General features: G+C 67.9%; 25 protein-coding genes. 13 read left to right on the plus strand and 12 right to left on the minus strand.

Going from position 1 to position 26,220, the window contains the following annotated elements; all coding sequences use genetic code 11:
* Nucleotides 1-168: 168 nt before the first annotated feature.
* Nucleotides 169-1,080, minus strand: coding sequence for an esterase/lipase family protein (locus AC1Q5S_RS20850; protein WP_303838255.1), 912 nt, complete (start codon nucleotides 1,078-1,080; stop codon nucleotides 169-171).
* A gap of 221 nt (nucleotides 1,081-1,301) precedes the next feature.
* Here AC1Q5S_RS20850 and AC1Q5S_RS20855 point away from each other — a divergent pair, with 221 nt between their 5' ends.
* Both AC1Q5S_RS20855 and AC1Q5S_RS20860 read left to right on the plus strand, forming a co-directional pair.
* Nucleotides 1,302-2,987: an AMP-binding protein gene (locus AC1Q5S_RS20855; RefSeq protein ID WP_303838253.1), complete on the plus strand. Its 1,686-nt coding sequence runs from the start codon at nucleotides 1,302-1,304 to the stop codon at nucleotides 2,985-2,987.
* A gap of 60 nt (nucleotides 2,988-3,047) precedes the next feature.
* Entirely contained in the window at nucleotides 3,048-3,974 is a 927-nt protein-coding gene (locus tag AC1Q5S_RS20860; protein WP_303838252.1) for an MBL fold metallo-hydrolase, read from the plus strand.
* 778 nt (nucleotides 3,975-4,752) lie between these two features.
* Here AC1Q5S_RS20860 and AC1Q5S_RS20865 read toward each other — a convergent pair.
* A complete protein-coding gene (locus tag AC1Q5S_RS20865) occupies nucleotides 4,753-5,265 on the minus strand; it encodes an outer membrane protein assembly factor BamE (RefSeq protein WP_303837494.1) in 513 nt (170 codons plus the stop codon).
* Between the two features lie 42 nt (nucleotides 5,266-5,307).
* Between AC1Q5S_RS20865 and AC1Q5S_RS20870 the strand changes: the two genes are divergently transcribed.
* The 8 genes from AC1Q5S_RS20870 (at nucleotide 5,308) to AC1Q5S_RS20905 (ending at nucleotide 10,942) form a co-directional block, all read left to right on the plus strand.
* Nucleotides 5,308-5,514 carry a DUF3460 family protein gene (locus AC1Q5S_RS20870; RefSeq protein WP_092696838.1) on the plus strand — a complete coding sequence of 69 codons (207 nt, stop codon included), beginning with the start codon at nucleotides 5,308-5,310 and terminating at the stop codon, nucleotides 5,512-5,514.
* Nucleotides 5,515-5,578: 64 nt separating this feature from the next.
* The gene (locus AC1Q5S_RS20875) at nucleotides 5,579-6,424 is read left to right on the plus strand and encodes a segregation and condensation protein A (protein WP_303837496.1); all 846 of its coding nucleotides are present in this window, start codon (nucleotides 5,579-5,581) and stop codon (nucleotides 6,422-6,424) included.
* Nucleotides 6,425-6,544: 120 nt separating this feature from the next.
* Nucleotides 6,545-8,134 carry an L-aspartate oxidase gene (gene nadB, locus AC1Q5S_RS20880; protein WP_422291344.1) on the plus strand — a complete coding sequence of 530 codons (1,590 nt, stop codon included), beginning with the start codon at nucleotides 6,545-6,547 and terminating at the stop codon, nucleotides 8,132-8,134.
* The gene (queE, locus tag AC1Q5S_RS20885) at nucleotides 8,131-8,766 is read left to right on the plus strand and encodes a 7-carboxy-7-deazaguanine synthase (RefSeq protein WP_422291345.1); all 636 of its coding nucleotides are present in this window, start codon (nucleotides 8,131-8,133) and stop codon (nucleotides 8,764-8,766) included. Before nadB ends, queE begins: the two co-directional genes overlap by 4 nt.
* A gap of 26 nt (nucleotides 8,767-8,792) precedes the next feature.
* Nucleotides 8,793-9,167 carry a 6-carboxytetrahydropterin synthase gene (locus AC1Q5S_RS20890; RefSeq protein WP_303837502.1) on the plus strand — a complete coding sequence of 125 codons (375 nt, stop codon included), beginning with the start codon at nucleotides 8,793-8,795 and terminating at the stop codon, nucleotides 9,165-9,167.
* A gap of 84 nt (nucleotides 9,168-9,251) precedes the next feature.
* Entirely contained in the window at nucleotides 9,252-9,632 is a 381-nt protein-coding gene (gene panD / locus AC1Q5S_RS20895; RefSeq protein ID WP_422291346.1) for an aspartate 1-decarboxylase, read from the plus strand.
* A gap of 96 nt (nucleotides 9,633-9,728) precedes the next feature.
* Complete coding sequence (locus tag AC1Q5S_RS20900) at nucleotides 9,729-10,088, plus strand: 5-carboxymethyl-2-hydroxymuconate Delta-isomerase (protein WP_303837506.1); 360 nt, start codon at nucleotides 9,729-9,731, stop codon at nucleotides 10,086-10,088.
* Nucleotides 10,089-10,264: 176 nt separating this feature from the next.
* A complete protein-coding gene (locus AC1Q5S_RS20905) occupies nucleotides 10,265-10,942 on the plus strand; it encodes a tRNA-uridine aminocarboxypropyltransferase (RefSeq protein WP_422291347.1) in 678 nt (225 codons plus the stop codon).
* Nucleotides 10,943-11,014: 72 nt separating this feature from the next.
* On the opposite strand, the gene AC1Q5S_RS20910 is transcribed toward AC1Q5S_RS20905, so the two are convergent.
* The 10 genes from AC1Q5S_RS20910 to AC1Q5S_RS20955 form a co-directional block, all read right to left on the minus strand.
* Complete coding sequence (locus tag AC1Q5S_RS20910; RefSeq protein ID WP_492239351.1) at nucleotides 11,015-12,817, minus strand: chorismate-binding protein; 1,803 nt, start codon at nucleotides 12,815-12,817, stop codon at nucleotides 11,015-11,017.
* The gene (locus tag AC1Q5S_RS20915) at nucleotides 12,814-14,607 is read right to left on the minus strand and encodes an SWIM zinc finger family protein (protein ID WP_492239352.1); all 1,794 of its coding nucleotides are present in this window, start codon (nucleotides 14,605-14,607) and stop codon (nucleotides 12,814-12,816) included. The genes AC1Q5S_RS20910 and AC1Q5S_RS20915 overlap by 4 nt, the downstream gene beginning before the upstream one ends.
* 84 nt (nucleotides 14,608-14,691) lie before the next feature.
* Nucleotides 14,692-15,810, minus strand: coding sequence for a quinolinate synthase NadA (gene nadA / locus AC1Q5S_RS20920; protein WP_422204595.1), 1,119 nt, complete (start codon nucleotides 15,808-15,810; stop codon nucleotides 14,692-14,694).
* A complete protein-coding gene (gene nadC, locus AC1Q5S_RS20925; protein WP_422204593.1) occupies nucleotides 15,807-16,688 on the minus strand; it encodes a carboxylating nicotinate-nucleotide diphosphorylase in 882 nt (293 codons plus the stop codon). Before nadC ends, nadA begins: the two co-directional genes overlap by 4 nt.
* Before the next feature lie 198 nt (nucleotides 16,689-16,886).
* A complete protein-coding gene (gene fahA, locus AC1Q5S_RS20930; protein WP_303838149.1) occupies nucleotides 16,887-18,200 on the minus strand; it encodes a fumarylacetoacetase in 1,314 nt (437 codons plus the stop codon).
* Nucleotides 18,201-18,345: 145 nt separating this feature from the next.
* Nucleotides 18,346-18,882, minus strand: coding sequence for a VOC family protein (locus AC1Q5S_RS20935; protein ID WP_303838150.1), 537 nt, complete (start codon nucleotides 18,880-18,882; stop codon nucleotides 18,346-18,348).
* A gap of 46 nt (nucleotides 18,883-18,928) precedes the next feature.
* Nucleotides 18,929-19,153 carry a DUF2783 domain-containing protein gene (locus AC1Q5S_RS20940; protein ID WP_303838151.1) on the minus strand — a complete coding sequence of 75 codons (225 nt, stop codon included), beginning with the start codon at nucleotides 19,151-19,153 and terminating at the stop codon, nucleotides 18,929-18,931.
* Nucleotides 19,154-19,165: 12 nt separating this feature from the next.
* Nucleotides 19,166-20,866, minus strand: a complete 1,701-nt coding sequence (locus tag AC1Q5S_RS20945) for an FAD-dependent monooxygenase (RefSeq protein ID WP_303838152.1) — start codon at nucleotides 20,864-20,866, stop codon at nucleotides 19,166-19,168.
* 36 nt (nucleotides 20,867-20,902) lie between these two features.
* Nucleotides 20,903-21,391 (minus strand): MarR family winged helix-turn-helix transcriptional regulator, encoded by a 489-nt coding sequence (locus AC1Q5S_RS20950; protein WP_422204590.1) that lies wholly within the window; start codon nucleotides 21,389-21,391, stop codon nucleotides 20,903-20,905.
* A 4-nt stretch (nucleotides 21,392-21,395) separates the two neighbouring features.
* The gene (locus AC1Q5S_RS20955; protein ID WP_422204587.1) at nucleotides 21,396-22,370 is read right to left on the minus strand and encodes a Bug family tripartite tricarboxylate transporter substrate binding protein; all 975 of its coding nucleotides are present in this window, start codon (nucleotides 22,368-22,370) and stop codon (nucleotides 21,396-21,398) included.
* Between the two features lie 312 nt (nucleotides 22,371-22,682).
* Here AC1Q5S_RS20955 and panB point away from each other — a divergent pair, with 312 nt between their 5' ends.
* The 3 genes from panB (at nucleotide 22,683) to lysA (ending at nucleotide 26,019) form a co-directional block, all read left to right on the plus strand.
* Nucleotides 22,683-23,588 (plus strand): 3-methyl-2-oxobutanoate hydroxymethyltransferase, encoded by a 906-nt coding sequence (panB, locus tag AC1Q5S_RS20960; protein WP_422204585.1) that lies wholly within the window; start codon nucleotides 22,683-22,685, stop codon nucleotides 23,586-23,588.
* A 27-nt stretch (nucleotides 23,589-23,615) separates the two neighbouring features.
* Nucleotides 23,616-24,470 carry a pantoate--beta-alanine ligase gene (panC, locus tag AC1Q5S_RS20965; RefSeq protein ID WP_492239353.1) on the plus strand — a complete coding sequence of 285 codons (855 nt, stop codon included), beginning with the start codon at nucleotides 23,616-23,618 and terminating at the stop codon, nucleotides 24,468-24,470.
* A gap of 295 nt (nucleotides 24,471-24,765) precedes the next feature.
* Nucleotides 24,766-26,019: a diaminopimelate decarboxylase gene (gene lysA / locus AC1Q5S_RS20970; RefSeq protein WP_422204162.1), complete on the plus strand. Its 1,254-nt coding sequence runs from the start codon at nucleotides 24,766-24,768 to the stop codon at nucleotides 26,017-26,019.
* The last annotated feature ends 201 nt before the right edge of the window (nucleotides 26,020-26,220 follow it).

The following is a 26,220-nucleotide window of genomic DNA, read 5'->3' on the forward strand; positions in this document are numbered from 1 at the left end:
GCCTTTCTTTGGCTTACTTTTCTTTGGCGAAGCAAAGAAAAGTGAGTCGGCCGCCGGGCCGAGACCCGGCCTCCGCCTTCAACCACAACGCACACAGAAAACTACAAAAACAATAGCTGCCAGCGCACACCCAATAAGCGCCAAAGCCCAAAAACACAAAACCCCACCTCACCCCATCTCCTCCAGACAGGCCCGCATGACCACCGGATGAAACGCCATCTGCATATGCGCCACCCCCTGCACCAACCGGTTGTCCGCCCCCGCCAACATGGCCGTACCCGCCGGAAAAACAATGTTGTCGCAGTTCGAATACCAGCAGGTGAACAGACCCGCGCGGGCGGGCGGCTCGCCCTGCTGCAGTTGCCGCACCCATGCGCCGCCCAACGCCATCTGCTGGCCGTTGACCGAACGGCTGAAACGCCCCGCCCAGGCGCCACCATGCGGTGTGCCCAGCGTGATGACCCGGTGCACGCGCGCGGTGGCGCTGTCTGCCGCCAGTGAGCGCAGCCAGGCGCGGGCCGCCAGCCCGCCCATGCTGTGCCCCACCACCACCGGTGCCAGGCCGGTGGCCTCTTGCATGCGTTGCACGGCGGCGTCGATGGTGGCCGCGTAATCGTCGATCGAGCCAAAAGCCGGCTCCAGCGTCACCGCCACAAAGGCATGGCCGCGCTCGCGCAGCGCCGCCATCCACGGCAGCCAGAAACCCCGGTTGCACAGAAAACCGTGCACCAGCACCACGCCCCGGCGCGTGGCCCGCTGGTTGGGCGCCAGGGGCGGAAGCCAGTCGGGAATGGCGCTGTGGCGAAAGGGCTGGCGCCAGCCAAACACCGCCAGCGCCAGGCGCGCCTCGGCCCACCAGGCCGTGACCAGTTGCCACCCTGGCGGCCGTGGCGCGGGGTCCGAGCGGTTCACGCGCAGCATGGTCGCGAACTGCAACCCCAGCACCAGCCCGAACAAGGCCAGCGCGGCGGCGACGCCCGCCAGCGCGGTCAGCGGCGAACGGGGCCACTGCCATGCCAACCAGGCGATCGTGGCCAGGGTGTTGACGAGGACCACGGCTTGCTGCCAGCGTGCGTTCATGGATTCGGGTGTTGCAAGGAAGGAGCACCATTGTGCGGCCTGCCCCCGGGAGGACTTGCACTGGATGCGGCCCACACCGTCCGCCACCGCAGCGCCGATGCCACGGCCCTGTCGCCAGCGGGACGGAGCTGGCACGCACCCTAGGACAAGCCCGGTAGCCGGCCCCCTGCCCCGCACCCACAATCTGGGCCTTCCCCCACTGGAGCACCCGAGGACACCGCATGGAAAAGATCTGGCTCAAAAGCTACCCTCCCGGGGTTCCCCACGATGTGCAGCCAGAGCAATACCGCTCTGTGGCGCACCTGCTGGAAGAATCCTTTCGCAAGCACGCATCGAGCCCTTTTTCGGTCTGCATGGACCAGTGGATGTCCTATGGCGAACTCGATCGCCTGTCGGCGGCCCTCGGGGCCTACCTGCAGGGCCTGGGGCTGGAGTCTGGCGCGCGCGTGGCCATTATGCTGCCCAACGTGCCGCAGTTTGGCGTGACCATGGCCGCCGTGCTGCGCGCCGGCTACACCTGCGTCAACGTGAACCCGCTCTACACCGCCCGCGAGCTGGAGCACCAGCTCCAGGATTCGGGCGCCACGGCCATTGTGATCCTGGAGAACTTCGCCCACACCCTGAGCGAAATCGTCGAGCACACCGCCGTGCAGCATGTGGTGATGGCATCCATGGGCGACCTGCTGGGCGCGGTCTATGGCCCCTGGATCACCTTTGCCGTGCGCCATCTCGCCAAGATGGTGCCCGCCTACGAACTGCCCCTGTCCCAGGGCCGCAAGGTCGTCCGCTTCAAGAAAGCACTGGCGCTGGGCGAGCGCCGCACCCTGGCGCCCAGCCAGGCCACGCTCGATTCGATCGCTTTCTTGCAGTACACGGGCGGCACCACGGGCCTGTCCAAGGGCGCGGTGCTGACCCACCGCAATATCGTGGCCGCCACGCTGCAGGCCGAGGCCTGGTTCACACCGGCGCTCGCCAAGGTGGGCGACGTCAGCCGCGCCAACAGCATTGCCGCGCTGCCGCTGTACCACATCTTCGCGCTCACGCTGTGCCTGCTGGCCATCCGCCAGGGCTCCAGCCTCACGCTGATCCCCAATCCGCGCGACATTCCCAAATTTGTCGAGGTGCTCAAGAAGCGCCCCTTCCACATGCTGCCCGCCGTGAACACGCTGTTCAACGCACTGCTGCAGAACCCGCAGTTCAAGTCGGTCGACTTTTCGCACCTGTGCGTTTCGCAGGCCGGCGGCATGGCCGCGAGTGAAGGCACGGCCAAGCAGTGGCAGAAGGTCACCGGCAGCACCATGATCGAAGGCTGGGGCATGAGCGAGACCTGCGCCATCGGCACCAACAACCCCGTGACCAACACCGCGTTCAGCGGCACCATCGGCCTGCCCCTGCCCGGCATCGACATCGCCATCAAGGACGACGCGGGCAACAGCCTGCCCCAGGGCGCCTCGGGCGAAATCTGCATCCGCGGCCCCAACGTGATGGCGGGCTACTACAACCAGCCCGAGGAGAACGCCCTGGCCTTCACGGCCGACGGCTTCATGCGCACGGGCGATATCGGCACCATGGACGCGCAGGGCTACACGCGCATCATCGACCGCAAGAAGGACATGATCCTGGTGAGTGGCTTCAACGTGTTTCCGAACGAGCTCGAACAGGTCATCAGCCTGTGCCCCGGTGTGGTGGAATGCGCGGCCATCGGCATTCCCGACGCCATGCAGGGCGAATCCATCAAGATCTTCGTGGTCAAGAACGACCCCGCCTTGACCGAGGACCAGGTGGCCAGTTTCTGCCACGCCAACCTGACCGGGTACAAACGCCCCAAGTACATCGAGTTCCGCGACGAGCTGCCCAAAAGCAATGTGGGCAAGATATTGCGGCGGGAGCTGAGGACCACCTCCTGAGCGGCGGGGCGGCCGCGGGCCCCGGTCGCACCCACCTAATTACTTGATTTTGCATAGCTTATGACGCTTACCCCACCTGCGCTACCAGCCGAAATAACGGTATTCGAGCGCGGCTGGCTCTCTGCCAACAACATTCTGTTCATCGGTCAGCGCGACACCGCACTGGTGGACACCGGCTACTGCAGCCACGCCGACCAGACGGTGGCGCTGGTGCAGGGCGCGCTGGGCAACCGTGCGCTCGACCGCATCCTCAACACCCACCTGCACAGCGACCACTGCGGCGGCAACGCCGCGCTGCAGCAGGCCTGGCCGGGGGTGGAGACATCCATTCCGCCCGGCCAGGCCGCCCATGTGCGCGACTGGGACGCCTACGCGCTGAGCTACACCCCCACCGGCCAGGAATGCCCGCCCTTTCGCTACGACAGCCTGCTGGCCCCCGGCACCACCACGCTGCTGGGCGACAAACCCTGGCAGGTGCACGCCGCGCCGGGGCACGATACGCATTCGGTGGTGCTGTTCGAGCCGCAAGACAGCATCCTGATCTCGGCCGACGCGCTGTGGGAAAACGGTTTTGGCGTGGTCTTTCCCGAGCTGGAGGGCGACAGCGCCTTTGCCGACGTGGCCGCCACGCTGGACCTCATCGAGCGCCTGGCGCCGCGCACCGTGATTCCGGGCCATGGGCGGGTGTTTGCCGATGCGCCCCGCGCACTCGCCGTGGCGCGCAAGCGGCTTGATGGCTTTGCCAGCAATCCTGGCAAGCACACGCTCTATGCCGCCAAGGTGCTGCTGAAATACAAGCTGCTGGAGTGGCAGCGCATCCCTGTGTCCGAACTGCGCGCCTGGACAGACGCCACGCCCTATTTCGGCGCCATGCACCAGCGGCATTTCAGCGATCGCGGCCAGGGCGAGTGGCTGGAGGGGTTGATGGACGAGCTGGTGCGGTCGGGGGCGGCGCGGCGGGAGGGGGAGTGGTTGGTAAATCTTTGAGGGTGGTGGGCTAGGTTGGCCTGCCTGCTGGTCTGAATTTTTAGCTTCAGTGCTGATGTATCAGGCGCTGGTAGCTATTGTTTTGATAGTTGGTGCTGTGCCTTTGCATGGGGCGGGAGCCGGGGTGTGCGCCCGGCGGCGCAGTGGCTTTCTTTTGCTTCGCCAAAAGAAAGTCACCAAAGAAAAGGCGCCCCTACAGGCTGCGTCCCTGCGCTTCGCTGCGGGCAACCTGTGGTGCTCGCGTCCAGCGGGGTCTCGCTCGAACTCGCTGCGCTCAGACAATCGCGAGCCCTGATCCGCTGGCCGCTGCGCTCCTCGGCGCATCCTGAAGGGAACCCGAGCAAACATCCCTTCGGGCGATCGCTGCGCTCGGCCCAGCCTGCGCAGCGCTTGCGCCCGCGAGATGGGGCCGAGCGCAGCGATGGCCCGTGGGGCTGTTGGGTTGTTCACCCCCATCTGGCTGCGCCTGCGGCGGGGCGGTTGCGAGGTGGCATGCGCGCCAGTGCGCGCATGCTTCGTCAACTGGCTCGCCGTGGTTGTCCGAGCGGCGCGCGCAGCGCAAAGCGAGTTCCACGGCGCACCCCGCAACCGCACCGGCGCAGGTTTGCCCCGTAGGGGTCGCAGACTGTGGGTCGCCTTTCTTTGGCTTACTTTTCTTTGGCGAAGCAAAGAAAAGTGAGGCGGCCGCCGGGCCGAGACCCGGCCCCCGCCCTCGACAAAGCACACCATCAAACCAACGCTCACAAAATAAGCGCTAGAACCAAAAAATACCAAAAACTCAACGCCCGCCCTTGTTCTCCGGCGCATCCATATCCGGCCCCACCATCGTGCGCAGCACCGTGCTGCCATCCTTGGTCACCACCGTAAACACCTTGGGAATATTGGGCGGCTCGGCAAAGCGCCAGTCGTGGTGGGTTTCACCGCTCAACCGGTAAGGCGTGACCTTGGCCGGCTTGCCCAGGCTGCGGCGCACCAGCGCCATGTCCATGCCGGGGGTGATGCGGGCAAAGTTCTCGGGCGTGAGCACCTGGTGCACGGCCACCAGCCGGCCGTCGGCGCCCACGGTGATCATGTAATTGATCTGGCCGGCGGGCTGGCGGTTGTATTCGAGGGTGCGTGCGCCATCGGCCTCGTCCCAGATGGTTTCGGGCGCGCCGAAGCGGTCGCGCACGTCGGCCTCGGTGGAAACGCCGGGCTGCAGTTCACTGATGCGCTGTGCATCGCATCCGGCAAGGGCCACCAGGCCGAGGGCCGCCGCCGCAACGGCCAGGGCACTGAAATGAAAGGGCATGAAAGGCTCCCGGTAAAATCAAGAAAGAGAGGTTATCAGTCCATGTCCATTTTCCGCCGCCCCGACTACCAGTCCGAAGCCACCCAGTTCATCAACCAGCTCAAGGTGCAAAAGCCCGAGCTCGATGCCCAGCAAAGCGCCGGCCGTGCCCTGCTGTGGGACAAGCAGGTGGACCGCAAGATCTGGGGCGAGTACCGCGAAGCCCAGGTGGCGCAAAAGCCCTACGTCTACCAGACCAACGCGGATTGAGCATCAAGATGGCGTCTCGCGCTTTGCCGACCAGCGCGAGCAGCTATTGATTGCCTCGCAATTCATGCACAGCGCCAGCCCCGCCGAAGCCACTGCCGTCGCCCCGGGCGCCATGCCCGACGTGGTGGACCAGGTGGCGCTGGCCCGCCTGTATGGCGAGCCGCTGTTTGCGCTGCCGCAAGACCTGTACATCCCGCCCGACGCGCTCGAAGTCTTCCTCGAAGCCTTTGAAGGCCCGCTCGATCTGCTGCTGTACCTGATCCGCAAGCAGAACTTCAACATCCTCGACATTCCCATGGCCGGCCTCACCCGCCAGTACCTGGTGTATGTGGATGAGATCCGCAGCCGCAACCTGGAGCTGGCCGCCGAATACCTGCTGATGGCGGCCATGCTCATCGAGATCAAGTCGCGCATGCTGCTGCCGCCCAAGAAGCAGGAGGGCGGTGAAGAGGCCGAAGACCCGCGCGCCGAGCTGGTGCGCCGCCTGCTCGAATACGAGCAGATGAAGACGGCGGCCATGCGCCTCGCGCAGCTGCCGCAATACGGGCGCGACTTTGTGAAGGCGCAGGTGACCATCGAGCAAAGCATGCAGCCGCGCTTTCCGGATGTGCATGTGGTGGATCTGCAGGAAGCCTGGCACGACATCCTCAAACGCGCCCGGCTGGTGCAACACCACAAGATCACCCGCGAAGAGCTGAGCGTGCGCGAGTACATGAGCATGGTGCTCAGAACCCTGCAGGGGCGCCGCTTTGTCGAGTTTGAAGAACTGTTCGAGCCCGCCAACGGCAGCACCGTGCTGGTGGTGACCTTCATCGCCCTGCTGGAGCTGGCCAAGGAAACACTGATTGAGATCACCCAGGCCGAGGCCTTTGCCCCCATTTACGTCCGGCTGGCGTATACACCGGCATGACCCCCCTGCGCCGCTCCGCTTCTTCCCCCCAGGGGGACGCCACCCGTGGCCTGGCAAAGCCAGTTCCACGGTGGCACTGGCGCAGTGCAGCGCCCATTGCGCAGACCCCAGAAAACCACCATGCAGTCCCATGAATTCGACGTTCTCATCGTAGGCAGCGGCCTCGCCGGTCTTTCGGCGGCCCTGCACCTGGCGCCCACGCACCGCGTGGCCGTCATCACCAAGCGCCAGCTGCAGGACGGCTCCAGCGGCTGGGCCCAGGGCGGCATTGCCGCCGTGCTGGCCAATGACGACAGCTTTGCCGCCCACATCGAAGACACGCTGGTGGCCGGCGCGGGCCTGTGCGACCTGGCCACCACCCGCTTCGTGGTGGAGAACGCGCCCGAATCCATTGCCTGGCTGCGCCGTCTGGGCGTGCCCTTCACGCTCGAAGGCGACCAGCTGCACCTCACGCGCGAGGGCGGCCACAGCGCGCGCCGCATCGCCCATGTGACCGACGCCACCGGTGCCGCCGTGCAGCGCACGCTGATCGACGTGGTGCGCGCCACGCCCGGCATCACGCTGTTCGAGCAGCACACGCTGGTGGACCTGATCACCACGCGCAAGCTGGGCTTGCCCGGCAACCGCTGCCTGGGGCTGTATGCCCTGGACAGCGACACCGACTCCGTCGTCACGTTCCGCGCACCGCAGACCATCCTGGCCACGGGTGGTGCGGGCAAGGTGTACCTGTACACCACCAACCCCGACACCGCCACCGGCGACGGCATCGCCGCCGCCTGGCGCGCGGGCTGCCGCGTGGCCAACATGGAGTTCATCCAGTTCCACCCCACCGGCCTGTACCACCCGCACGAAAAGTCCTTCCTCATCAGCGAAGCCGTGCGCGGCGAAGGTGGCAGGCTGCTGCTGCCACCCTCGGCCGGTGGCACCCGCTTCATGCTCGACCACGACCCGCGCGCCGAGCTGGCCCCGCGCGACGTGGTGGCCCGTGCCATCGATTTCGAGATGAAAAAGCACGGCCTCGATTGCGTGCACCTCGACATCTCGCACCAGAGCCCGGCGTTCCTGCAGGAGCACTTCCCCAACATCCTGGCGCACTGCGCGTCGCTGGGCATCGACATCACCAAAGAGCCCATCCCGGTGGTGCCCACGGCGCACTTCACCTGCGGCGGTGTGCTGACCGACCTGGCGGGCCGCACCGACCTGCCCGGCCTGTACGCCGTGGGAGAGGTGGCCTGCACCGGCCTGCACGGCGCCAACCGCCTGGCCAGCAACTCGCTGCTGGAATGCATGGTGTTCGCTCGCGCCGCCGCCCAGGCCATTGCCGCAGCCACCACGGCCGAACTGCCCACCGTGCCCGCATGGGACGACAGCCGCGTGACCGACGCCGACGAGTCCGTCGTCATCTCGCACAACTGGGACGAGCTGCGCCGCTTCATGTGGGACTACGTGGGCATCGTGCGCACCAACAAACGGCTGGAGCGCGCCGCCCACCGCATCGCGATGCTGCAGGGCGAGATCCAGGAGTTCTACGCGCACTTCCACGTCACACGCGATCTGCTGGAGCTGCGCAACCTGGTGCAGGTGGCCGACCTGATCGTGCAAAGCGCCCAGCTGCGCCGCGAAAGCCGGGGCCTGCACTTCAGCCGCGATTACCCCGAGGTGGCAGCCCCGGCCGCGCCCACGCTCCTCGTCCCACCGGTGCCCCGATGACTTACAGCGTCAAAGAAATCTTCTACACCCTGCAAGGCGAAGGCGGCCAGGCGGGCACACCCGCCGTGTTCTGCCGCTTCGCGGGCTGCAACCTCTGGACCGGCCGCGAGCAGGACCGCGCCCAGGCCATCTGCCAGTTCTGCGACACCGACTTTGTCGGCACCGATGGCACGCTGGGCGGCAAGTTCGAGACTGCAGCGTCACTGGCCGACACCATCGCCGCGCAATGGCCCGCGGACGCAGGCCACCGCCTGGTGGTGCTGACCGGGGGCGAACCCCTGCTGCAGGTGGACGCCGCGCTGATCGACGCCCTGCACGCGCTGCAATTCCGTATCGCGGTGGAAAGCAACGGCACCGTGGCCGCGCCCGAGGGCATCGACTGGCTGTGCATCAGCCCCAAGGCGGGTGCGCCCTGGGTGCAGCGCAGCGGACAAGAGTTGAAGCTGGTGTGGCCGCAACCAGGGTTCGATCTGCAAGCACTGGAGCAGGACACCCGGTTCACCCACCGCTTCCTGCAGCCCATGGATGGCCCGCTGCAGCGCCAGAACACCGCCACCTGCATAGCGGCCTGCCTCGTCCACCCCGCCTGGCGGTTGAGCCTGCAGACCCACAAGCTCACCGGCATCCGGTAAGCAGTTTTCGGTTTTTGGGGCCCCGTATGTTGTTCACCATCTCCCAGCGCTTCTTTTTCGACGCCGCCCACACCCTGCGCCGCGAGATCGAGGCCGAAGGCAGCCGCCGTGTGCACGGCCACACCTACCACGCCGAAGTTTTTCTGACCGGAGCACGCGACCCCGCCACGGGCATGGTGCTGGACCTGGGCCTGCTGCGCCAGGGTCTGGCCGTGGTGCGCGAGCAGCTCGACCACCACATGCTCGACGACGTGCCCGGGCTGGGCACGCCCACGCTCGAAAACCTGTGCGTCTTCATCGCCCAGGCACTGCCCGCCGACCTGCGCGCCAGCGTCAGCCGCGTGCGCGTGTGGCGCGAGGCGCTGGGCGACAGCTGCGTGCTGGACTTCTGCGCACACTGACGCGCCAACCGCCTTCGCAGCCGCGCATCCGCCCCGCCAAGCCCGTTCCTTTCGCTTCCACCGCCTTCACTGCCAGGAAACCCCATGTACCGCACCCTGCTCAAATCCAAAATCCACCGCGTTGCCGCCACCCACTGCGAGCTGCACTACGAAGGCTCGTGCGCCATCGACGAAGACCTGCTCGATGCCGCCAACATCTGCGAAAACGAGCAGATCCACATCTGGAACATCAACAACGGCGAACGCTTCATCACCTACGCCATCAAAGGCCAGCGCGGCAGCGGCATGATTTCGGTCAACGGTTCGGCCGCACGCCGCGCCGCCGTGGGCGACCTGCTCATCATTGCGGCGTTTGCCCAGGTGCCCGAAGACAAGGTGGCCACGCACGAACCGCAGCTCGTGTTCGTCGATGACCGCAATCGCCAGACCGCACTGCGCCACACCGTGCCCACGCAGGCGCTCTGACAACCATCTGAAAAAATCCCCTGGTTCCGCACAGGCCGCGCAGAATGGCCCGCGCTCCGATCCTTCCTTGCCCTGCCCCCAACCCGAGAACACGCCATGCCCCACCTGATCGTTGAATACTCGCAAAACCTCGCCGGCTTCCCCGAGGCGCAGGCCCTCACCGAACTGAACCAGGCCGTCACCAGCAGCCCCGAAGTGCTGGACGAGGCCGACCTCAAAAGCCGCTTCGTGCTGGTGGACAGCTTTGAAGTGGGCACCGCCCCCGCCAACCGCGCCTTTGTGCACGCCCAGCTGCGCCTGCTCTCGGGCCGCACCCCCGAGGCCAAGAAAGACCTGTCCGAGCGCGTGGCCGAGGTGCTGCGCCGCCTCACGCCCAAGCCGGCCGGCGTGCTGGTGCAGCTCAGCGTGGAAATCGTGGACATGGACCGGGGCTCCTACGTCAAAGAGCGGCTGTAATTCCATTGCCAAACCATCCGTGTCGTTGTTGCTTCGCCTTACCGTGCTACAGCACTGTCTGCGGCTTCGCGCCTAGACACGAATGGTTTGGCAACGGAATAAGCCACCTCACCACCATTTTTTGATCAACCAAGGCAGCAGCGCTTATTGAAGAAGCGCCTGCAGCTCTTTTTCTCATAGTGTCTGCGCTCCACGCCAGCCGCCCGCGCTGCCCCGCCTGCCTGCGCCCGCACAGCGCCTGCATCTGCCGGTGGGTCACGCCCGTGGCGCACCGCACCGAGGTGCTGATCCTGCAGCACCCGCTGGAAGTGCACGAGGCCAAAGGCACGGCCCGGCTGCTGCACCTGAGCCTGCCGCACAGCCGCCTGCTGACCGGCGAACAGTGGGACCCCGGCGTGCTGCAGCCGCTGCTGACCGCGCCCTGGGGTACACCCGCCCCGTCAGTCCCCCCGCGTCGCGCCCTGCTGCTCTACCCCGAGGCGCCACAAGACGCTGCCCTGGGCCTGGCCGCCCCGCCGCCGCTGGACCCCGCCTGGCTGCCAACGCCGCAGGGGCTGCGCCTGGTGGTGCTCGATGGCACCTGGCGCAAAAGCCGCAAGATGCTGCATCGGAACCCCTTGCTGCAGCAGTTGCCGCGCCTGCCGCTGCTGGCACTGCCGGCCTCGCGCTACCGCATCCGCATTGCACGCCAGCCGCACCAGCTCTCCACCCTGGAAGCCACCTGCGCAGCGCTGGCGCAACTGGAAGCCGACGCCGAACGGTTTGCGCCCTTGCTGGCCGCATTCGACGGGTTTGTAGCGCAGCAGGCGGGCTGGCAGGGCCGGTCGCTGCGGGCGACGAACGAATCTGATTGACCCAAAGACTACAAAAACAATCGCTATCAGCGCTTTACAGATAAGCGCCAGAGCCAGAAAACACGCGCCACATCAGGGCACCAGCTCGGCCGCCAGCCAGCCGCGCAGGCTGTTGATGAAGGCCCAGGCCTGCACGCGCGGCACGTCGGCCACGCGCACCACGGCCTCGGTCAGCCGCCCCTCGCGCAGCGCAACGGCGCGGCCCACGCCGGGCAGCAGGCCGCAGGCCAGCGGGGGGGTGACCCAGCGGCCATCGAGCAGCATGGCGACGTTGCCAAAGGTGCCCTCGGTGATCTCGCCCGCCTCGTTGTACAGCACGGTGTCGAACACGCCGGGCGTCGTGGGCGCAAAGGCCGCGTAGTGCGCGCGGCGCGTGGTCTTGTAGCGCACGAATTCGCCATGGCCCTCTGGCAGCGGGCGGCTGGCCAGTTGCAGGCGCACGGGCTCGGGGGTGGGCTGCAGTGCAAAGGCCTCGGCGTGGGGCTGGCCGCTGGCACGCAGCAGCAGGCGCACGCGCCAGGCACCAGCGGGGTGGCTGTCTGCCAGCGCCTGCAGGCAATGCTGCACGGCAGCGGCGTCAAACGGCGCGGCGAAATGCGCGGCCGCGCCCTGCAGGCGTGCCAGGTGCGCGTCCCGATGGCGGAACTGGCCATCCACCAGCGCCAGGGTTTCGAGCAGGTCGAACGGCGCGCTGGCACGCTCGACGAAGGCGCGCTTGTGGCGCCATTCGGCCCATTCGGCGTCGGCCGTGGCGCCCGAGGTGATGCCGCTGCCGATGCCGCAGGTGGCCATGGTCCCGCCGGCCCCGGCGCGCAGCACCACGGTGCGGATCGGCACGTTGAAGGTGGCGGCCACGCTGTGGCAGCCATCCGCCCCGGCCGCGCCCGCAGGCCGCACCACGCCGATGGCACCGCAGTAGATGCCGCGCGGCGCGGCCTCCAGCGCCCGGATCATCTGCATGGCGCGCACCTTGGGCGCACCAGTGACCGAGCCGCAGGGGAACAGCGCGGCAAACACATCGGCCAAGGTGGTGCCGGGCCGGGTGCGCGCCTGCACATCCGATGTCATCTGCCACACGGTGGGCAGGGCCTCGGTGTGGAACAGCGCGGGCACGCGCACGCTGTAGGGCTGGGCGATGCGCGAGAGGTCGTTGCGCAGCAGGTCCACGATCATCACGTTCTCGGCGCGCTCTTTGGGCGAGGCGCGCAGGTGGGCGGCCTGGGCAGCGTCTTCGGCGGGCGTGGCGCCGCGCGCTGCCGTGCCCTTCATGGGGCGCGTGAGGATGTGGCCACCGCCGGGCGCGTCCTGCCAGTCAAAAAAAAGTTCAGGCGAGACGGAGAGCACCTGCTCGCCGCCCGCGTCGATGTGCGCGGCATAGCCACCGGGCTGGGCGCGCTGCAGCGCGGCAAACAACGCCGCCGCACTGCCCTGGCGCAGGTGGCCGGTGAGCGGCGCGGTGTAGTTGACCTGGTAGAACTCGCCCGCGCTAATGGCCTGCTGGATGCGGTCGATGGCGGCATCAAAACCGGCGCGGTCGGGGTCGCCGGTCCATTCGACTTGCGCAGCGGGATCGGCGTCAGCAGCCCCATCAGCGGGCCAGGGCAAGGGCGCGCCATAGACGGCAAACCAGGCCAGGGGGCCGTCGGCGGGGTGGGTTTGCAGGGCGGCGTCGAAGGCGGCAGCGGCCTCGTAGCGCACATGGCCCACGCACCAGCGGCCCTGCTGTGCGGCGGCATGCACGGCATCGAGCAGGCCGTGCACCTCATGCAGGGCATGGGCTTCCAGCACTTGCAACGGGGCATCGAAGGCGTAGCACAGGCGCGGGGCGGAGGAGTCCAGCGGCTGGGCGAAGTCGATCCGGGCCGTACCCCTCATGGCAGGCCTGCGATGAAATTGCGCTTGGGCTTGTACTGTGCACGCAGCTCGGCCAACCACAGGGTCTGCGCCTCGGGCGCAAGGCGCTTCAGAATGTCCCGCACCAGTTCCAGGGGTCTGGCGTAGGGCGACGAAGCGCCCGCCATCGCCTGGTCGAACACGCGGCGCAGCAACTGCGCGGCGGCGGCATGCTGCCGTGGGGGCAGCTTGCGGGCCAGGGCTTCAAGCGTCGGCGCAAAGCAGGAGGTTCCGCTTTGCTGCGCCAGGGCCAGCGCCGCATCGAGGTCGCGCTCGGCCAGCAGCCAGTCCACACGCACGCTGACGTCGCGCGCCGCCGGGCCGGGTGGGCGCCCGTAGGGGCTTGCGCGCTTGGCCTTCAGGGCTTGCATTTCGTGCTGCTCGGCCCCGGCGAAGAGCTCGGCGCGGTAGGCGGCACGGTCGCGCCCGGCGCGCTCGGCGGCCTTCAGCACGGAGAGATACATGTCCGGCGACTGGTTGCTACCCAGGCGGCGGCGCCAGATGGCCAGCGCCTCGTCGTCCCAGCCGTCGCGCTCGTAGCAGCGCAGCAGGTCTTCTTCAATGCGCCAGTCCTGGGGATGGCGCTTGGCGGCCGCCTGCGCCCATTGCAGGGCTTCGCGGTACCAGCCCTGGGCCTCGCACAGGGCCACGAGTTGGTGGAATTCGCCCGCGTCGTCGGCACTGGCGGCCATGGCATCGCGCAGGGCACGCGGGTCGCCCTGGGCTTCGATACTGGCAAGGTAGCGGCGGCGCAGCTGGCTGCGCTGGTGGTCAAAATGGCCGGAGGGCGAATGGCTGCCCTGCCAGCACTCCCAGTCCTCGCGCACGCGCTCGGTGTAGCGGGCCTGCACGGCGGGTCCGGCGGCTGACAGAATGGCCCGCTCGTCCCACAGGCCCCAGGGGTCTTCCTCCATGAGCTGGAACCAGCGGTTCACCCACGCGGCGGGCGGTGGCGCGGCGCGCAGGGCCTGGACAAGCAGATCCAACAGTTCTTCCATCAAACCGCCCAGTTCGCCGTCCGAATCGTCGGCATGCTCCGCCACCTTGTACAGGCTGCGCAGCGCGTGTTCGCACAGCGTGCGCAGCTCGGCCGGGTCGCGCTGAAGCCAGGGCCGCAGCAGCGGCAGCACCCGGCGCGCGCGGCCGATGTAGGTGGGCATCTCGTGCCAATCCAGGTAGTCGCCGCGCAGGCGCAGCATGTCGCCGATGGCGCCGCGCAGGGCCTTGGTGTCGCTACCCGCGCTGTGCTCGGCCTGCCAGGCCTTGAGATCAACCATCAGGTTGCGGTCGTTCTCGGCCCAGGTCCAGAGGCGCTCGGCCAGTGCCTGAGCCGTCTGCGCTTGCACGAATCCGCGCAGCGCCTCGCGGTGGCTGGCCTGGGTGCGGGCGCGCCGGGCGGCCGCGGTCACCTTGCTGGCGGCCTGGGCGTCGGGCGCGGTCGCTTCGCCGCCCTGTTCGCTGCGCCAGGCCAGGCACAGCGCAACGAGGTGCTTGCAGAAGTTGCCGTCCTGCGCATGCGGGCAGTCGCATTCGCCGTCCAGTTCGTCGTCCTCATCGATCCACGCGCGCACCTGGTAGGCCTGCGTGCCATGCACCACGGCCTGCAGCGCGGCCTGCTCGCCCGGCGCGGGCGCGGGTTCTTCCAGGGTTTCTATGGCGCCGCTGGCGGCATAAGCCTGACCGCGCGCGAACACGGCCGCGCCGCTGAGCTGCCGCAAGGCCGCGTCGGACAACAGGGGGAGCCAGGAGGGTGGGTCGGCAAAGGTGGCCATGGATGGCGCGCAGAATATGCATGAAAAATGCCTTCAGCGCCTATCAATAAAGCACTGAAAGCTATCAAAATAAAAGCAAACGCCTCACGCCGCCCCGAGATGGGGCACCAGCCCCGCTGCAGACTGCCCGCTTTTCAGCGTGGCCGTGAAGGCCAGCATGCGGTCAATCGGCAGGCGCGCGCGCGGGATGATGGCCGGGTCCACCTGGATGGCGTTGGCGCCGCTTTCCAGCACCTGCGCCACGCCGGCCAGGCCGTTCATGGCCATCCAGGGGCAATGGGCGCAGCTTTTGCAGGTGGCGCTGTTGCCGGCGGTGGGGGCCTCGTAAAAGACCTTGTCGGGGTTGAGCGTGCGCAGCTTGTGCATCATGCCGTTGTCGGTGGCCACGATGAATTCGCGCGCGTCCATCTCCCGTGCCGCCTTCAGGATGCCCGACGTGGAACCCACGGCGTCGGCCAGGGCGATCACGTCGGCGGGGCTTTCGGGGTGCACCAGCACCTTGGCGAGCGGGTGCTCTTTTTTGAGCGATTCCAGCTCGAAGGCCTTGAACTCGTCGTGCACGATGCAGGCGCCGTTCCACATCACCATGTCGGCGCCAGTTTCGCGGCGGATGTAGTCGCCCAGGTGCCGGTCGGGCGCCCACAGGATCTTCTGGCCCTGGTCTTTCAGGGCGCGCACGATGTCGAGCGCGCAGCTGCTGGTCACCAGCCAGTCGGCGCGGGCCTTCACGGCGGCGCTGGTGTTGGCATAGACCACCACGGTGCGGTCGGGGTGCGCGTCGCAGAAGGCGCTGAATTCCTCGATGGGGCAGCCCAGATCCAGCGAGCAGGTGGCGTCGAGGTCGGGCATGAGGATGGTTTTCTCGGGCGAGAGGATCTTGGCCGTCTCGCCCATGAAGCGCACGCCGCTCACCACCAGCGTCTGCGCGGCATGGTCGCGGCCAAAGCGCGCCATCTCCAGCGAGTCGCTGACGATGCCGCCGGTTTCCTCGGCCAGGTCCTGCAGATCCGGGTGGACGTAGTAGTGCGACACCATCACCGCGTTCTTTTCCTTCAGCAGGCGGCGGATCCTGTCCTTGGTGGCCGCGCGCTCTGCCTGCGACAGTTCGGCGGGCACGCGCGCCCAGGCGTGCTTTGTGCTGCACACGCCGCCTTCGGCGGGCTGCTCGTAATCGACTTCCTTGAGGGTGATGGTGGTGTTCATGCCAGCTCCTGCAGGCGCATCGAGAAATCGGTGGCCTTCACGTCCTTGGTGAGGGTGCCAATCGAGATGCGGTCCACGCCGGTTTCGGCCAGTTCGCGCAGGCCCGCCAGCGTGACGCCGCCGGATATTTCGAGGATGGCCCCACCGCCCGAATGTGCGGCGTTGATGCGCACAGCCTCGCGCAGCAAGGGCAGCGGCATGTTGTCCAGCAGCACCATGGTGGCGCCGGCGTCCAGCGCCTCGGCCAGCTGCGCCAGCGTTTCCACCTCGATCTCGATGAACTTCGCCTGTGCGGCCACCTGCTCGGCGGCGCGCAGCACGGCGGCGACGCCGCCAGCGGCAGCAATGTGGTTCTCTTTGATCAGTACGGCGTCGTGCAGACCGATGCGGTGGTTGGTGCCGCCGCCCGTGCGCACGGCGTATTTTTGCGCCAGGCGCAGGCCGGGCAGGGTTTTGCGCGTGTCCACGATGTGGGCCTTGGTGCCTGCCACGGCCTCCACATAGGTGGCGGTCTTGGTGGCCACGGCACTGAGCAGTTGCAGAAAATTGAGCGCCGTGCGCTCGGCGCTGAGCAGCGCGCGGGCGTTGCCCTCGATTTCGAGCACCACCTGGTCGGGGGCGCAGCGCTGGCCCTCGGCCACGCGCCAGGTCAGCTGCACGCTGGGGTCGAGCGCGCGCAGGGCGGCCTCGGCCCAGGGGGCGCCGCAGATCACGGCGGCTTCGCGGGCCAGGATGCGCGCGCGGGTGCGACGGGCGGGGGCTATCAGGCCAGCGGTGAGGTCGCCGCTGCCCACGTCTTCTTCAAGGGCGCGCGCCACATCGGCACGGGCCAGGGCGGCCACGGCCGCGTTGCTGAAATCGTCGATCGGATGGGTCATGGGCGGGAGCATAGCGGCATTGGCAAGGGCCGCGCCCGTTTCCGGGCTTCCCCCCGGCCCTCTCCGGGTCTGGCCTGCGCCCTCGCGTTGCTTCATACGGTCTTGCATTCAAGCGGATACCTAGGCGGGAAGCCGCAGACAGTGCTCTAGCACGGCAAGGCGAACCAACTATCGTTTACGCTTGAAGGCAAAACCGTATCAGCGCGCGGGCAGCACCGTGCCCCAGCATTCGCCAAAGCCGATGCGCGCTGCACCGGGTTTTTCGCACCAGCCGCGCAGCACGACCGCGTCACCGTCTTCCAGGTACACGCGCTGCTCGCCGCCGGGCAGCTGCAGCGGGTTCTTGCCGCCGGTGGTCAATTCGATCAGCGCGCCCGCCTGGTCGAGCGTGGGACCCGACAGGGTGCCGCTGCCCAGCAGGTCGCCGGGCTGCAGGTTGCAGCCGTTGACGGTGTGGTGCGCGAGCATCTGCGCCACGGTCCAGTGGGCATGGCGGTAGCTGGTGCGGCAAATGCTGGCATCGCCTTGCCCGGCCGCAGCCATGCGCGGCGTGCGCAGGCCCACCTGCAGCTGGATGTCGAACGCGCCCCCCGCACGGTTGGCGGGGCTGTCGAGGTAGGGCAGCGGCGCGGGGTCGCCCTCGGGGCGGGCAAAGGCCACGCGATACGGTGCCAGGGCCTCCAGCGTCACGATCCAGGGCGAGATGGTGGTGGCGAAGTTCTTGGACAGGAACGGGCCCAGGGGCTGGTATTCCCAGGCCTGGATATCGCGGGCCGACCAGTCGTTGAGCAGGCAGATGCCAAACACATGCTGCTCGGCTTCGGTGATGGGAATGGCGTCGCCCTGGGCATTGCCCTGGCCCACAAAAATGCCCAGCTCCAGCTCGATATCCAGGCGCTTGCAGGGACCGACCGACGGCGTCTGGGCACCCGGTGGCAGGGTCTGGCCCTTGGGCCGGGGAAAGGCCTGGCCCGACACGCCAATGCTGGACGCCCGCCCGTGGTAACCGATGGGCACCCAGTGGTAGTTGGGCATGAGCGGGTTGTCGGGGCGGAACAGGCGGCCGATGTTGGTGGCGTGGTGCACCGAGGTGTAGAAGTCGGTGTAGTCGCCAATGCGGGCGGGCACGTCGTATTCGGCCCCTGCCTGGGGCAGCAGGCAGGCGGCCAGCGCGGCCTGCTCGGGCGCGCCTTCGCGCAGGGCGCGCGACAGGGCCAGGCGCAGCGCGCTCCAGGCGCTGTGGCCCAGGGCCATCAGGGCGTTGAGCTTGTCGCTGGCTGCGGCCTGGGCCGCAACCTGGGCCTCGCCCGCCAACACGCCCGCAGCGGCCAGCGCCGCCATGTCGATGATCTGGTCGCCAATGGCCACGCCGCCGCGCCAGGGCTCGGAGCGCCCCTGGCGGCGAAACACCGCGAACGGCAGGTTCTGGAGGGGAAAGTCGGCACCGGGCGCATGGGCCGAGGACAGCCAGCAGCGCAGCTGGGGGTCGTGGGTTTCGTTCAGAAAGGTCATGGTGGGGCAAGCAGGTTCGGTGGGACGGGGTTGAGAGCGGATAACAAAACCCAGCGCAGCGGTTCTGGCCAGGCGCTGTGTCGCAGACCGTACGCGTAGTACGACAAGACGCGGCAACGACGCCAGAAGGGTTTTTTAGCCGCTCTTACTGCGCCATGCTGCCGTCGTGCATCCACGCGGCGTGCTTGGGGGCGCGGCGGGTTTCACTCCACTCCTGCAACATGTCCCACTTCACGGCATCGAGCCGGGCGTACATCTCGGGGGTGCCGATGTCGCAGGCCAGCTCCAGGCGGTGGCCGTTGGGGTCAAAGAAATAGATGCTCTTGAAGATGGTGTGGTCGGTGGGGCCCACGACTTCAATGCCGGCCGCCTCCAGCCGGGCCTTGGTGGCAAGCAGCGTGTCCATCGAATCGACCCGCAGCGCCAGGTGCTGCACCCAGCTGGGGGTGTTGTGGTCGCGGTCCATGGGCGGCTGGCCGGGCAGCTCGAAAAACGCCAGCACGTTGCCGTTGCCGGCATCCAGGAACACATGCATGTACGGATCGGGGGCCTTGGTCGAGGGCACTTCGTTTTCTGCGATGGCCAGCACGAATTGCATGTCGAGGTGCTTGACGTACCAGTCCACGGTCTGCTTGGCATCCTTGCAGCGGTAGGCGACGTGGTGAATTTTCTGAACCAGCATGGCGGTCTCCTTGGGGCGTGTGTGAGGGGGCAACAATGATTGGGGTTTACAAGTCTTGCAAGGCCGCCTGCAGATGGCGGCCAAACGCCCCGGCGTCGCCCAGCGCCTGGGCGTTGAGCAGTGCGAGCTTGACCAGGAACAGCTCGGCCTTGTCGGGGCCGGCCTGGTCGATGGCGGTGGCGAGCTGGTCATAGACCTGCTCCAGCCCGGCGATGCCCAGAACAGGCTGGCCCGGTGCGGGCGATGGAAGCGATGTGGAAGGCTGGGACACGGTGCGGTCTCCTTACTGGGGCAGTGCGTGGTTCAGGGCCGCCTGCAGGCGGGTGGCATCGAGCGTGAGCCAGCGGGCGCACACATGCTGGTCGGGGCGCAGCAGGTAGGCGGCTCCGCTGGCGGGCACGCCGTAGCGCGCACGGAAATGGCCATCGGCATCGGCCAGGGTCTGGTCGGCGCCGGCGACGGGGGCGCGGGCCCCCACGGCGGTCAACCGCAGCGGCACGCCCCGGGCGCGGGCGCTGTTCACGACATCCAGCAGGGCCCCGGGCACAGCGTCAGCCTCGGTGAAATACAGCAGGTCAAAGCCGCCACCGAGGTGGTCCAGCAGGAAGTCGTTGGCCGACAGGCGGATGTTCTGCGGCGGTGCGCCATGGGCCGGGCCGGCCCTGAACAGGGCGTTGTCGTCGCCGGGGCTGTTGAGCGCCGAATGCGTGTACTCGTGCGGCCGCGAGGTGCGCCAGTGGTAGAGGGGGCGCACGAACGCCTGCGACAGCGACAGCGACAGCACGGCATCGCGCAGCAGCCGAAAGCCCCGCGTGGGCGGCGTCATGAAGCGCGTGCTCTTGCCCGACTCTTCGATGATCTCGCGGGCGGCGCCCACGCGTTCGCGGCTGTAGTTGTCCACCAGCGCGTCGCCGACGATGCCCTTGACCGCCAAGGCCAGGTGCCAGCCCAGCGACTGCGCATCCTGAAAGGCGGTATTGGCACCACGCACGCCAAAAATCGGCAGCAGGTGGGCCGCGTCGCCGGTGAACAGCACGCGGCCGTGGCGGTAGTCGGGCAGCGTCAGCGTGCGGGCCGAGTACACCGAGCTCCAGTCCATCTCCCAGGGCCTGTCGCCGTGGCCGATCTGCGCCAGCAGGGCATGGATGCGGGCGGCCAGCGCGGCGGGCTGCAGCGCGTCTTCGGGGGTTTCGTTCTCGGGCAGCTGGTAGTCCACGCGCCAGATGCCGTGCGGCTCGCGGTGCATCAGCACGGTGTTGCCGGGGTTCCAGTCGGGGTCGAAAAAGGCCAGGCGCTCGGTGGGCAGCGGCAGGTCGATGCGGATGTCGGCAATCACGAAGCGGCCTTCGTACGAGGCGCCCTCCATCTGCAGTCCCAGCGCGGTCCGGATGCCCGATCGGCCGCCGTCTGCGGCCACCACCCAGTCGGCGCACAGCGTGTAGGGCCCTTCGGGGGTATCGACCTCCAGCGTGGCGCCGCTGGCATCCTGCGCCACCTGCGCCACCTGCGTGACCTTGTTGCCCCAGCGGAAATCGACCAGCGGCTCGGCCTGGCAGGCGTCATGGAGGTATTCCTCCATGTACTGCTGCTGGATGTTCAGCATGGGGAAAAACCGGTCGTCCGCGTCGTGCGGCGCTTCCATGCGGAATACGCGCTGGCCCCGGTAGTGCGAGTTGCCAAAGCGCCAGGGCAGGCCGTTGTCCACCATGCGCTGGGCCACGCCGACCTGCTGCAGGATCTCCAGCGAACGGCGGGTGAACACGATGGCGCGGCTGCCCTGCGAGACCTGCAGCTCGGACTCCAGCACCACGCTGGCCACGCCGTGGCGTGCCAGCTCCAGCGCCGTGACCATGCCCGAGGGGCCCGAGCCGACGATCACCACCGGGTGGTTGCCCTGGGCCGGATGCTGCGAGGCCAGCCACGGCGCGTGGACCTGGTAGGGGTAGTAGATGGAAGAGCGCGCTTGCGTGGTGGGCTGGTGCATGGTCGGTCGTGAATCAGAAAAGGAAGGGGCGGCCGGTCAACCGCGCTCGTTGTGCGCGACCAGGCGGTCGAGCAGCCGGCCCAGCTGGGCCAGCTCGCGGGGCTTCAGGCAGCCAAAGATCTCGCGGTTGCGCCGCACCACGAGCTGGTTGGCGGCCTGCCAGCGCTCGCGGCCCTGCGGCGAGAGCATCAGCACCACGCCACGGCCATCGGCCTCGCTGCCCTGCTTGAACACCAGGCCCTGGTCCACCAGCGCCTGGGCAGCCCGGCTGGCCTGGCTCTTGTTCAGGTTGGACAGGCGCGCCAGGTCCTTGACCGACAGCGGCTCGAAGGTGCCGATGGTGGTCAGGCACCGGCCATCGCTGAGCGACAGACCCGCTTCGTCCAGATAAGCCTGGTGGCTGACCGGGTCGGACAGCTTGCCCAGGTGGTGGAACCGGTAGGTGAACGAGCGGTTGAGCGGCACCTCGAACGGGTCGGCGGCCACTTCGGCCTGGGGGGCGGTGGAACGGGAGGGCCGGGCCATGGGATCAGTCCAGCTTGATGCTGCCGACCTTGATGACCTGGCCCCACTTGGCGCGCTCATCGGCCCAATAGCGGGCCATCTGCTCGGGCGAGCTGGGGATGGACTCCAGGCCCAGGGTCTGCAGGCGGGCCTTCACGGCCGTGCTGTCCATGGCGGCGAGCAAGGCCGCATTGAGCTTGGCGATCACGTCCCCGGGCGTGCCGGCAGGCACCACCAGGCCTTGCCAGGCGTAGGCCTCGAAGCCCTGGAGGCCCTGCTCCTGCAGCGTCGGGATGTCCTCGAAGTTCTTGACCCGCTTGGCGCTGGCAATGCCGATGGCCCGCAGCTTGCCGGTCGTCACGAACTGGTAGCCGCTGGCCGTGTCCACAAACATGAACGGCACCTGCCCTGCCACCACATCCTGCACTGCAGGGGCCGCGCCGCGATAAGGCACATGGGTGAAGCGGTTGCCGGTTTTCTCGCGGAACAGCTCGGTCGCCAGATGGTGCGGGCTGCCCGGACCGGGCGATGCGTAGTTGGCGGCGTTCTGGGCTTTGGCCCAGGCCAGAAATTCGGGCAGCGTCTTGGCCGGCACCTGCGGGTTGACCACGAGGATCATCGGAAACCGCACCGTGAGGCCAACCGGGGCCAGGTCCTTTTCGGCGCTGTAGCCCAGCCTGGTGTACAGCGACGGGTTGGCCGCCAGCGTGGCGGTGTCGGCGGACATCAGCACATAGCCATCCGCCTTGGCGCGGGCGACGTACTCCGCACCGATGTTGGTGGCGGCGCCGGGCTTGTTGTTGATGATGATGGGTTGGCCCAGCCACTTGCCCATGGACTCGGCCAGCGTGCGGGCCACCACATCGGTGCCGCCGCCAGCAGGGTACGGAACCACCCACTCGACGGTCTTGGAGGGATAGGACTGGGCCGCCGCAGCCGTGCAGGCCGTGAGCACAGCCAGGGCAAAAAGGCGGCGGGTGGTGGGCAGGAAGGTGCGCATGAAAACCTCGAAATCGGGCAGGATGGGTTGAGCTGGAACAACGACACCAAAACCACCACCGGGCAAACGCACGCGGCTTTGATCTGGCTCAACAAATGTATGCAATTTGGTTGCTTACGCAACTAGATACTTACCCTGATGGTTGCGATCGCAACCTGTTACACCCAGCGGAAACCACTTACAAGTGCTGGGCCCGGTGCGTTGAGACAGGCCGGGGCATGGCCGGGTCTGTCGGCCGAACAAGGCCGGCCAGGTGCTTGGCAGCGTGGACATGGCATAGACTCGCGGCACTTTTTTGCCCATGGGACCTTCATGACTGATCCTGCCCAGCTCCAGGCGCCCCCGCACGCCACGCCGTATGGCACGCCGTATGGCACGCTGCCGCCCGCATCACCGCTGCCCCAGCGCCGGCCCATCAGCCTGCCGCGCCTGGCGCAGATGCGCGAGGCCGGAGAAAAAATCACCATGCTCACGGCCTACGACGCCACCTTTGCCGCCGTGGCCGATGCGGCCGGCATCGAGTGCCTTCTGGTGGGCGACTCGCTGGGCATGGTCTGCCAGGGCCTGCCCAGCACGGTGGGCGTATCGCTCGACACCATGGCCTACCACACGGCCAGCGTGGCACGCGGCCTGCACCGCGTGCAGGGCACGGCCTGGCTGGTGGCCGACCTGCCCTACGGCAGCTACCACGAGTCCCGCGAACAGGCCCTGCGCAGCGCCTGCGTGCTGATGCAGGCCGGCGCACACATGGTCAAGCTCGAAGGCGGCGGCTGGACGGCGCCCACGGTGGAGTTTCTGGTGCAGCGCGGCGTGCCCGTGTGCGCCCACCTGGGCCTGACGCCGCAAACCGTGCACGCCCTGGGCGGCTACCGCGTGCAGGGCAAGACCGAAGACGCCGCCCGCACCCTGCGCAAGGAGGCGCTGGAACTGCAGAACGCCGGCGCCGCCATGCTGGTGCTGGAGATGGTGCCGGCCGCACTGTCCGCCGAGATCACCGCCGAGCTGCGCCACTGCCACACCATCGGCATCGGCGCGGGCAACGGCACGGCCGGCCAGGTGCTGGTGCTGCACGACATGCTGGGCATGAACCTGGGCAAGATGGCCAAATTCGTGCACAACTTCATGCAGGACGCCGACAGCGTGCGCGGCGCCATGGAGGCCTATGTGCAGGCCGTCAAGCAGGGCCGCTTCCCCGACAACGCCTTGCACGCCTGGTAAGGCCCCTCTCCCACCCAGATCCCCAAAATGCTCATCGCCCGCTCCATTCCCGAACTGCGCGCCGCCCTGGCCGGCCGCCGCCCCGCCTTCGTGCCCACCATGGGCAACCTGCACGCGGGGCACCTGGCGCTGGTGCACCAGGCCCGGCCGCTGGGCGACTGCACCGTGGTCAGCATCTTTGTGAACCGCCTGCAGTTTCTGCCGCACGAAGACTTCGACAGCTACCCGCGCACCTGGGATGCCGACTGCGCCCAGCTGCAGGCCGCCGGCTGCGATGTGCTGTTTGCGCCGCGCGAAACCGACCTCTACCCCGAGCCGCAGACCTTCAAGGTGCAGCCCGATCCGCAACTGGCCGACCTGCTCGAAGGCCAGTTCCGCCCCGGCTTCTTCACCGGGGTGGCCACGGTGGTGATGAAGCTTTTCAGCTGCGTTTTTGGCGCCACCGGCGGTGGCACGGCGGTGTTTGGCCGCAAGGACTACCAACAGCTCATGGTGATCCGCCAGATGGTGCGCCAGTTTGCGCTGCCCATCGAGGTGGTGGCGGGCGAGACCAGCCGCGCCCCTGACGGCCTGGCCCTGAGTTCGCGCAACGGCTACCTCAGCCCGCAGGAGCGCCAGGAAGCCGTGGCGCTGTCGCAGGTGCTGCGCCAGCTGTGCGACCGCTGGACTGCGGCGCAGGCCGCCGGAACGCTGCACCCAGCCGAGCTGGAGCAGCAGGCACTGGACCAGCTGCGCGCGCGTGGCTGGCTGCCCGACTACCTGGCGGTGCGCCGCCGCCTGGACCTGCAGCCGGCCACGCCAGGCGATGCGCCCGGGACCCTGGTGGCCCTGGGCGCCGCCCGGCTGGGGGCGACGCGGCTGATCGACAACCGGGAGTTCTGAACAACGCCCTGCCCTTGGGGTGGCACACCGCCCAGCCGGGCGCCGCTGCTGGCGCGCTGCATGCCAAAAGCTGTTAGTTCAATAGCTGATGGCGCTGACCGATCAAGGGATAGAACCAGATTGGAGTCAAGACATCCAACCTTGCCAACCAGCACCTGCGGCAGGTGGAGCGGGCGCCGCCGGCCATCGGGCATGGAGCGCTGTCCACCGCGAATGCCCGGTAAACTTCCACGACGCGGATCAATTGCCTGATCCACCGCACCCCTGCGCCTTTTCTCTGCACCCGGATCACCCCATGTCCAACCCCTTCTCGCCCGCACAACTGTGGTCCCTGGCCGACCAGTTTGGCACCCCGCTGTGGGTGTATGACGCGGCCACCATCCGCCAGCGCATTGCGCAGCTGTCCAACTTCGACACCATCCGCTTTGCGCAGAAGGCCTGCTCCAACATCCACATCCTGGCGCTGATGCGCGCGCAAGGCGTGAAGGTGGACGCGGTCTCGCGCGGCGAGATCCTGCGCGCGCTGGCCGCCGGCTACCAGGCCGGTCAACCAGGTGACGGGCCGTCGGAGATCGTGTTCACCGCCGACCTGTTCGATGCGGCCACGCTGGCCTGCGTGGTCGAGCATGGCGTGCCGGTGAACGCCGGCTCCATCGACATGCTGCACCAGCTGGGCGCGGCATCGCCGGGGCATGCCGTGTGGCTGCGCATCAACCCCGGTTTTGGTCATGGCCACAGCAACAAGACCAACACCGGCGGCGAGCACAGCAAGCACGGCATCTGGCACACCGACCTGCCGGACGCGCTGGCCGCCATCCGCCAACATGGCCTGAAGCTGGCGGGGCTGCACATGCACATCGGCTCGGGCGTGGATTACCACCACCTCGAACAGGTGTGCGGCGCCATGGTGGAGCTGGTGCGCACCACGCACGCCGCGGGGCACGACCTGCACGCCATCTCGGCCGGCGGCGGCCTGTCCATCCCTTACCGCGATGGCGATCCGGTGATCGACACCCAGCATTACCACGGCCTGTGGAATGCCGCACGCCAGCAGGCCGAGGCCATCGTGCGCCACCCGCTCGGCCTGGAGATCGAGCCCGGCCGCTTTCTGGTGGCCGAATCGGGCGTGCTGCTGGGCGAGGTGCGCGCCACCAAGGATGCCGGCAACAACCATTTCATGCTGCTCGACACCGGCTTCAACGAGCTGATGCGCCCCAGCATGTACGGCAGCTACCACACCATGAGCGTGCTGCGCCGCGACGGCAGCACGGCGGCACACCGTCCCTGCGTGGTGGCAGGGCCGCTGTGCGAGTCGGGCGACGTGTTCACGCAGGGCGACGGCGGCGTGGTGCTGCCACGCAACCTGCCGGATGCCCAGGTGGGCGATCTGCTGGTCATCCACGACGCGGGCGCCTATGGCGCCTCGATGTCCTCCAACTACAACACCCGGCCTTTGACCGCCGAGGTGCTGGTCGATGGTGGCCAGGCCCGCCTGATCCGCCGCCGCCAGACGGTGGAAGAACTGCTGGCGCTGGAGTTGGGGCTGTAAATCCACCAGCTTGCTGGCACTGCCGGTCAATGAGCGGGTAGGTGCAGGCCTACGCCACGGCGCAGCAGATGCGCACAGGTGGCGCGGGCACGCGGCAATAAGAGCCTGTTCACGATCTCCCAGAGGTCGCGCAGTGGCCTTTGCGGGAGGGGATGCAAGGCGCGGTGCGCAGCCAATAGCTTGGCTATTGGCAAGCGCCGC

This window comes from Acidovorax sp. GW835-FHT14B10 (genome assembly GCF_058793725.1).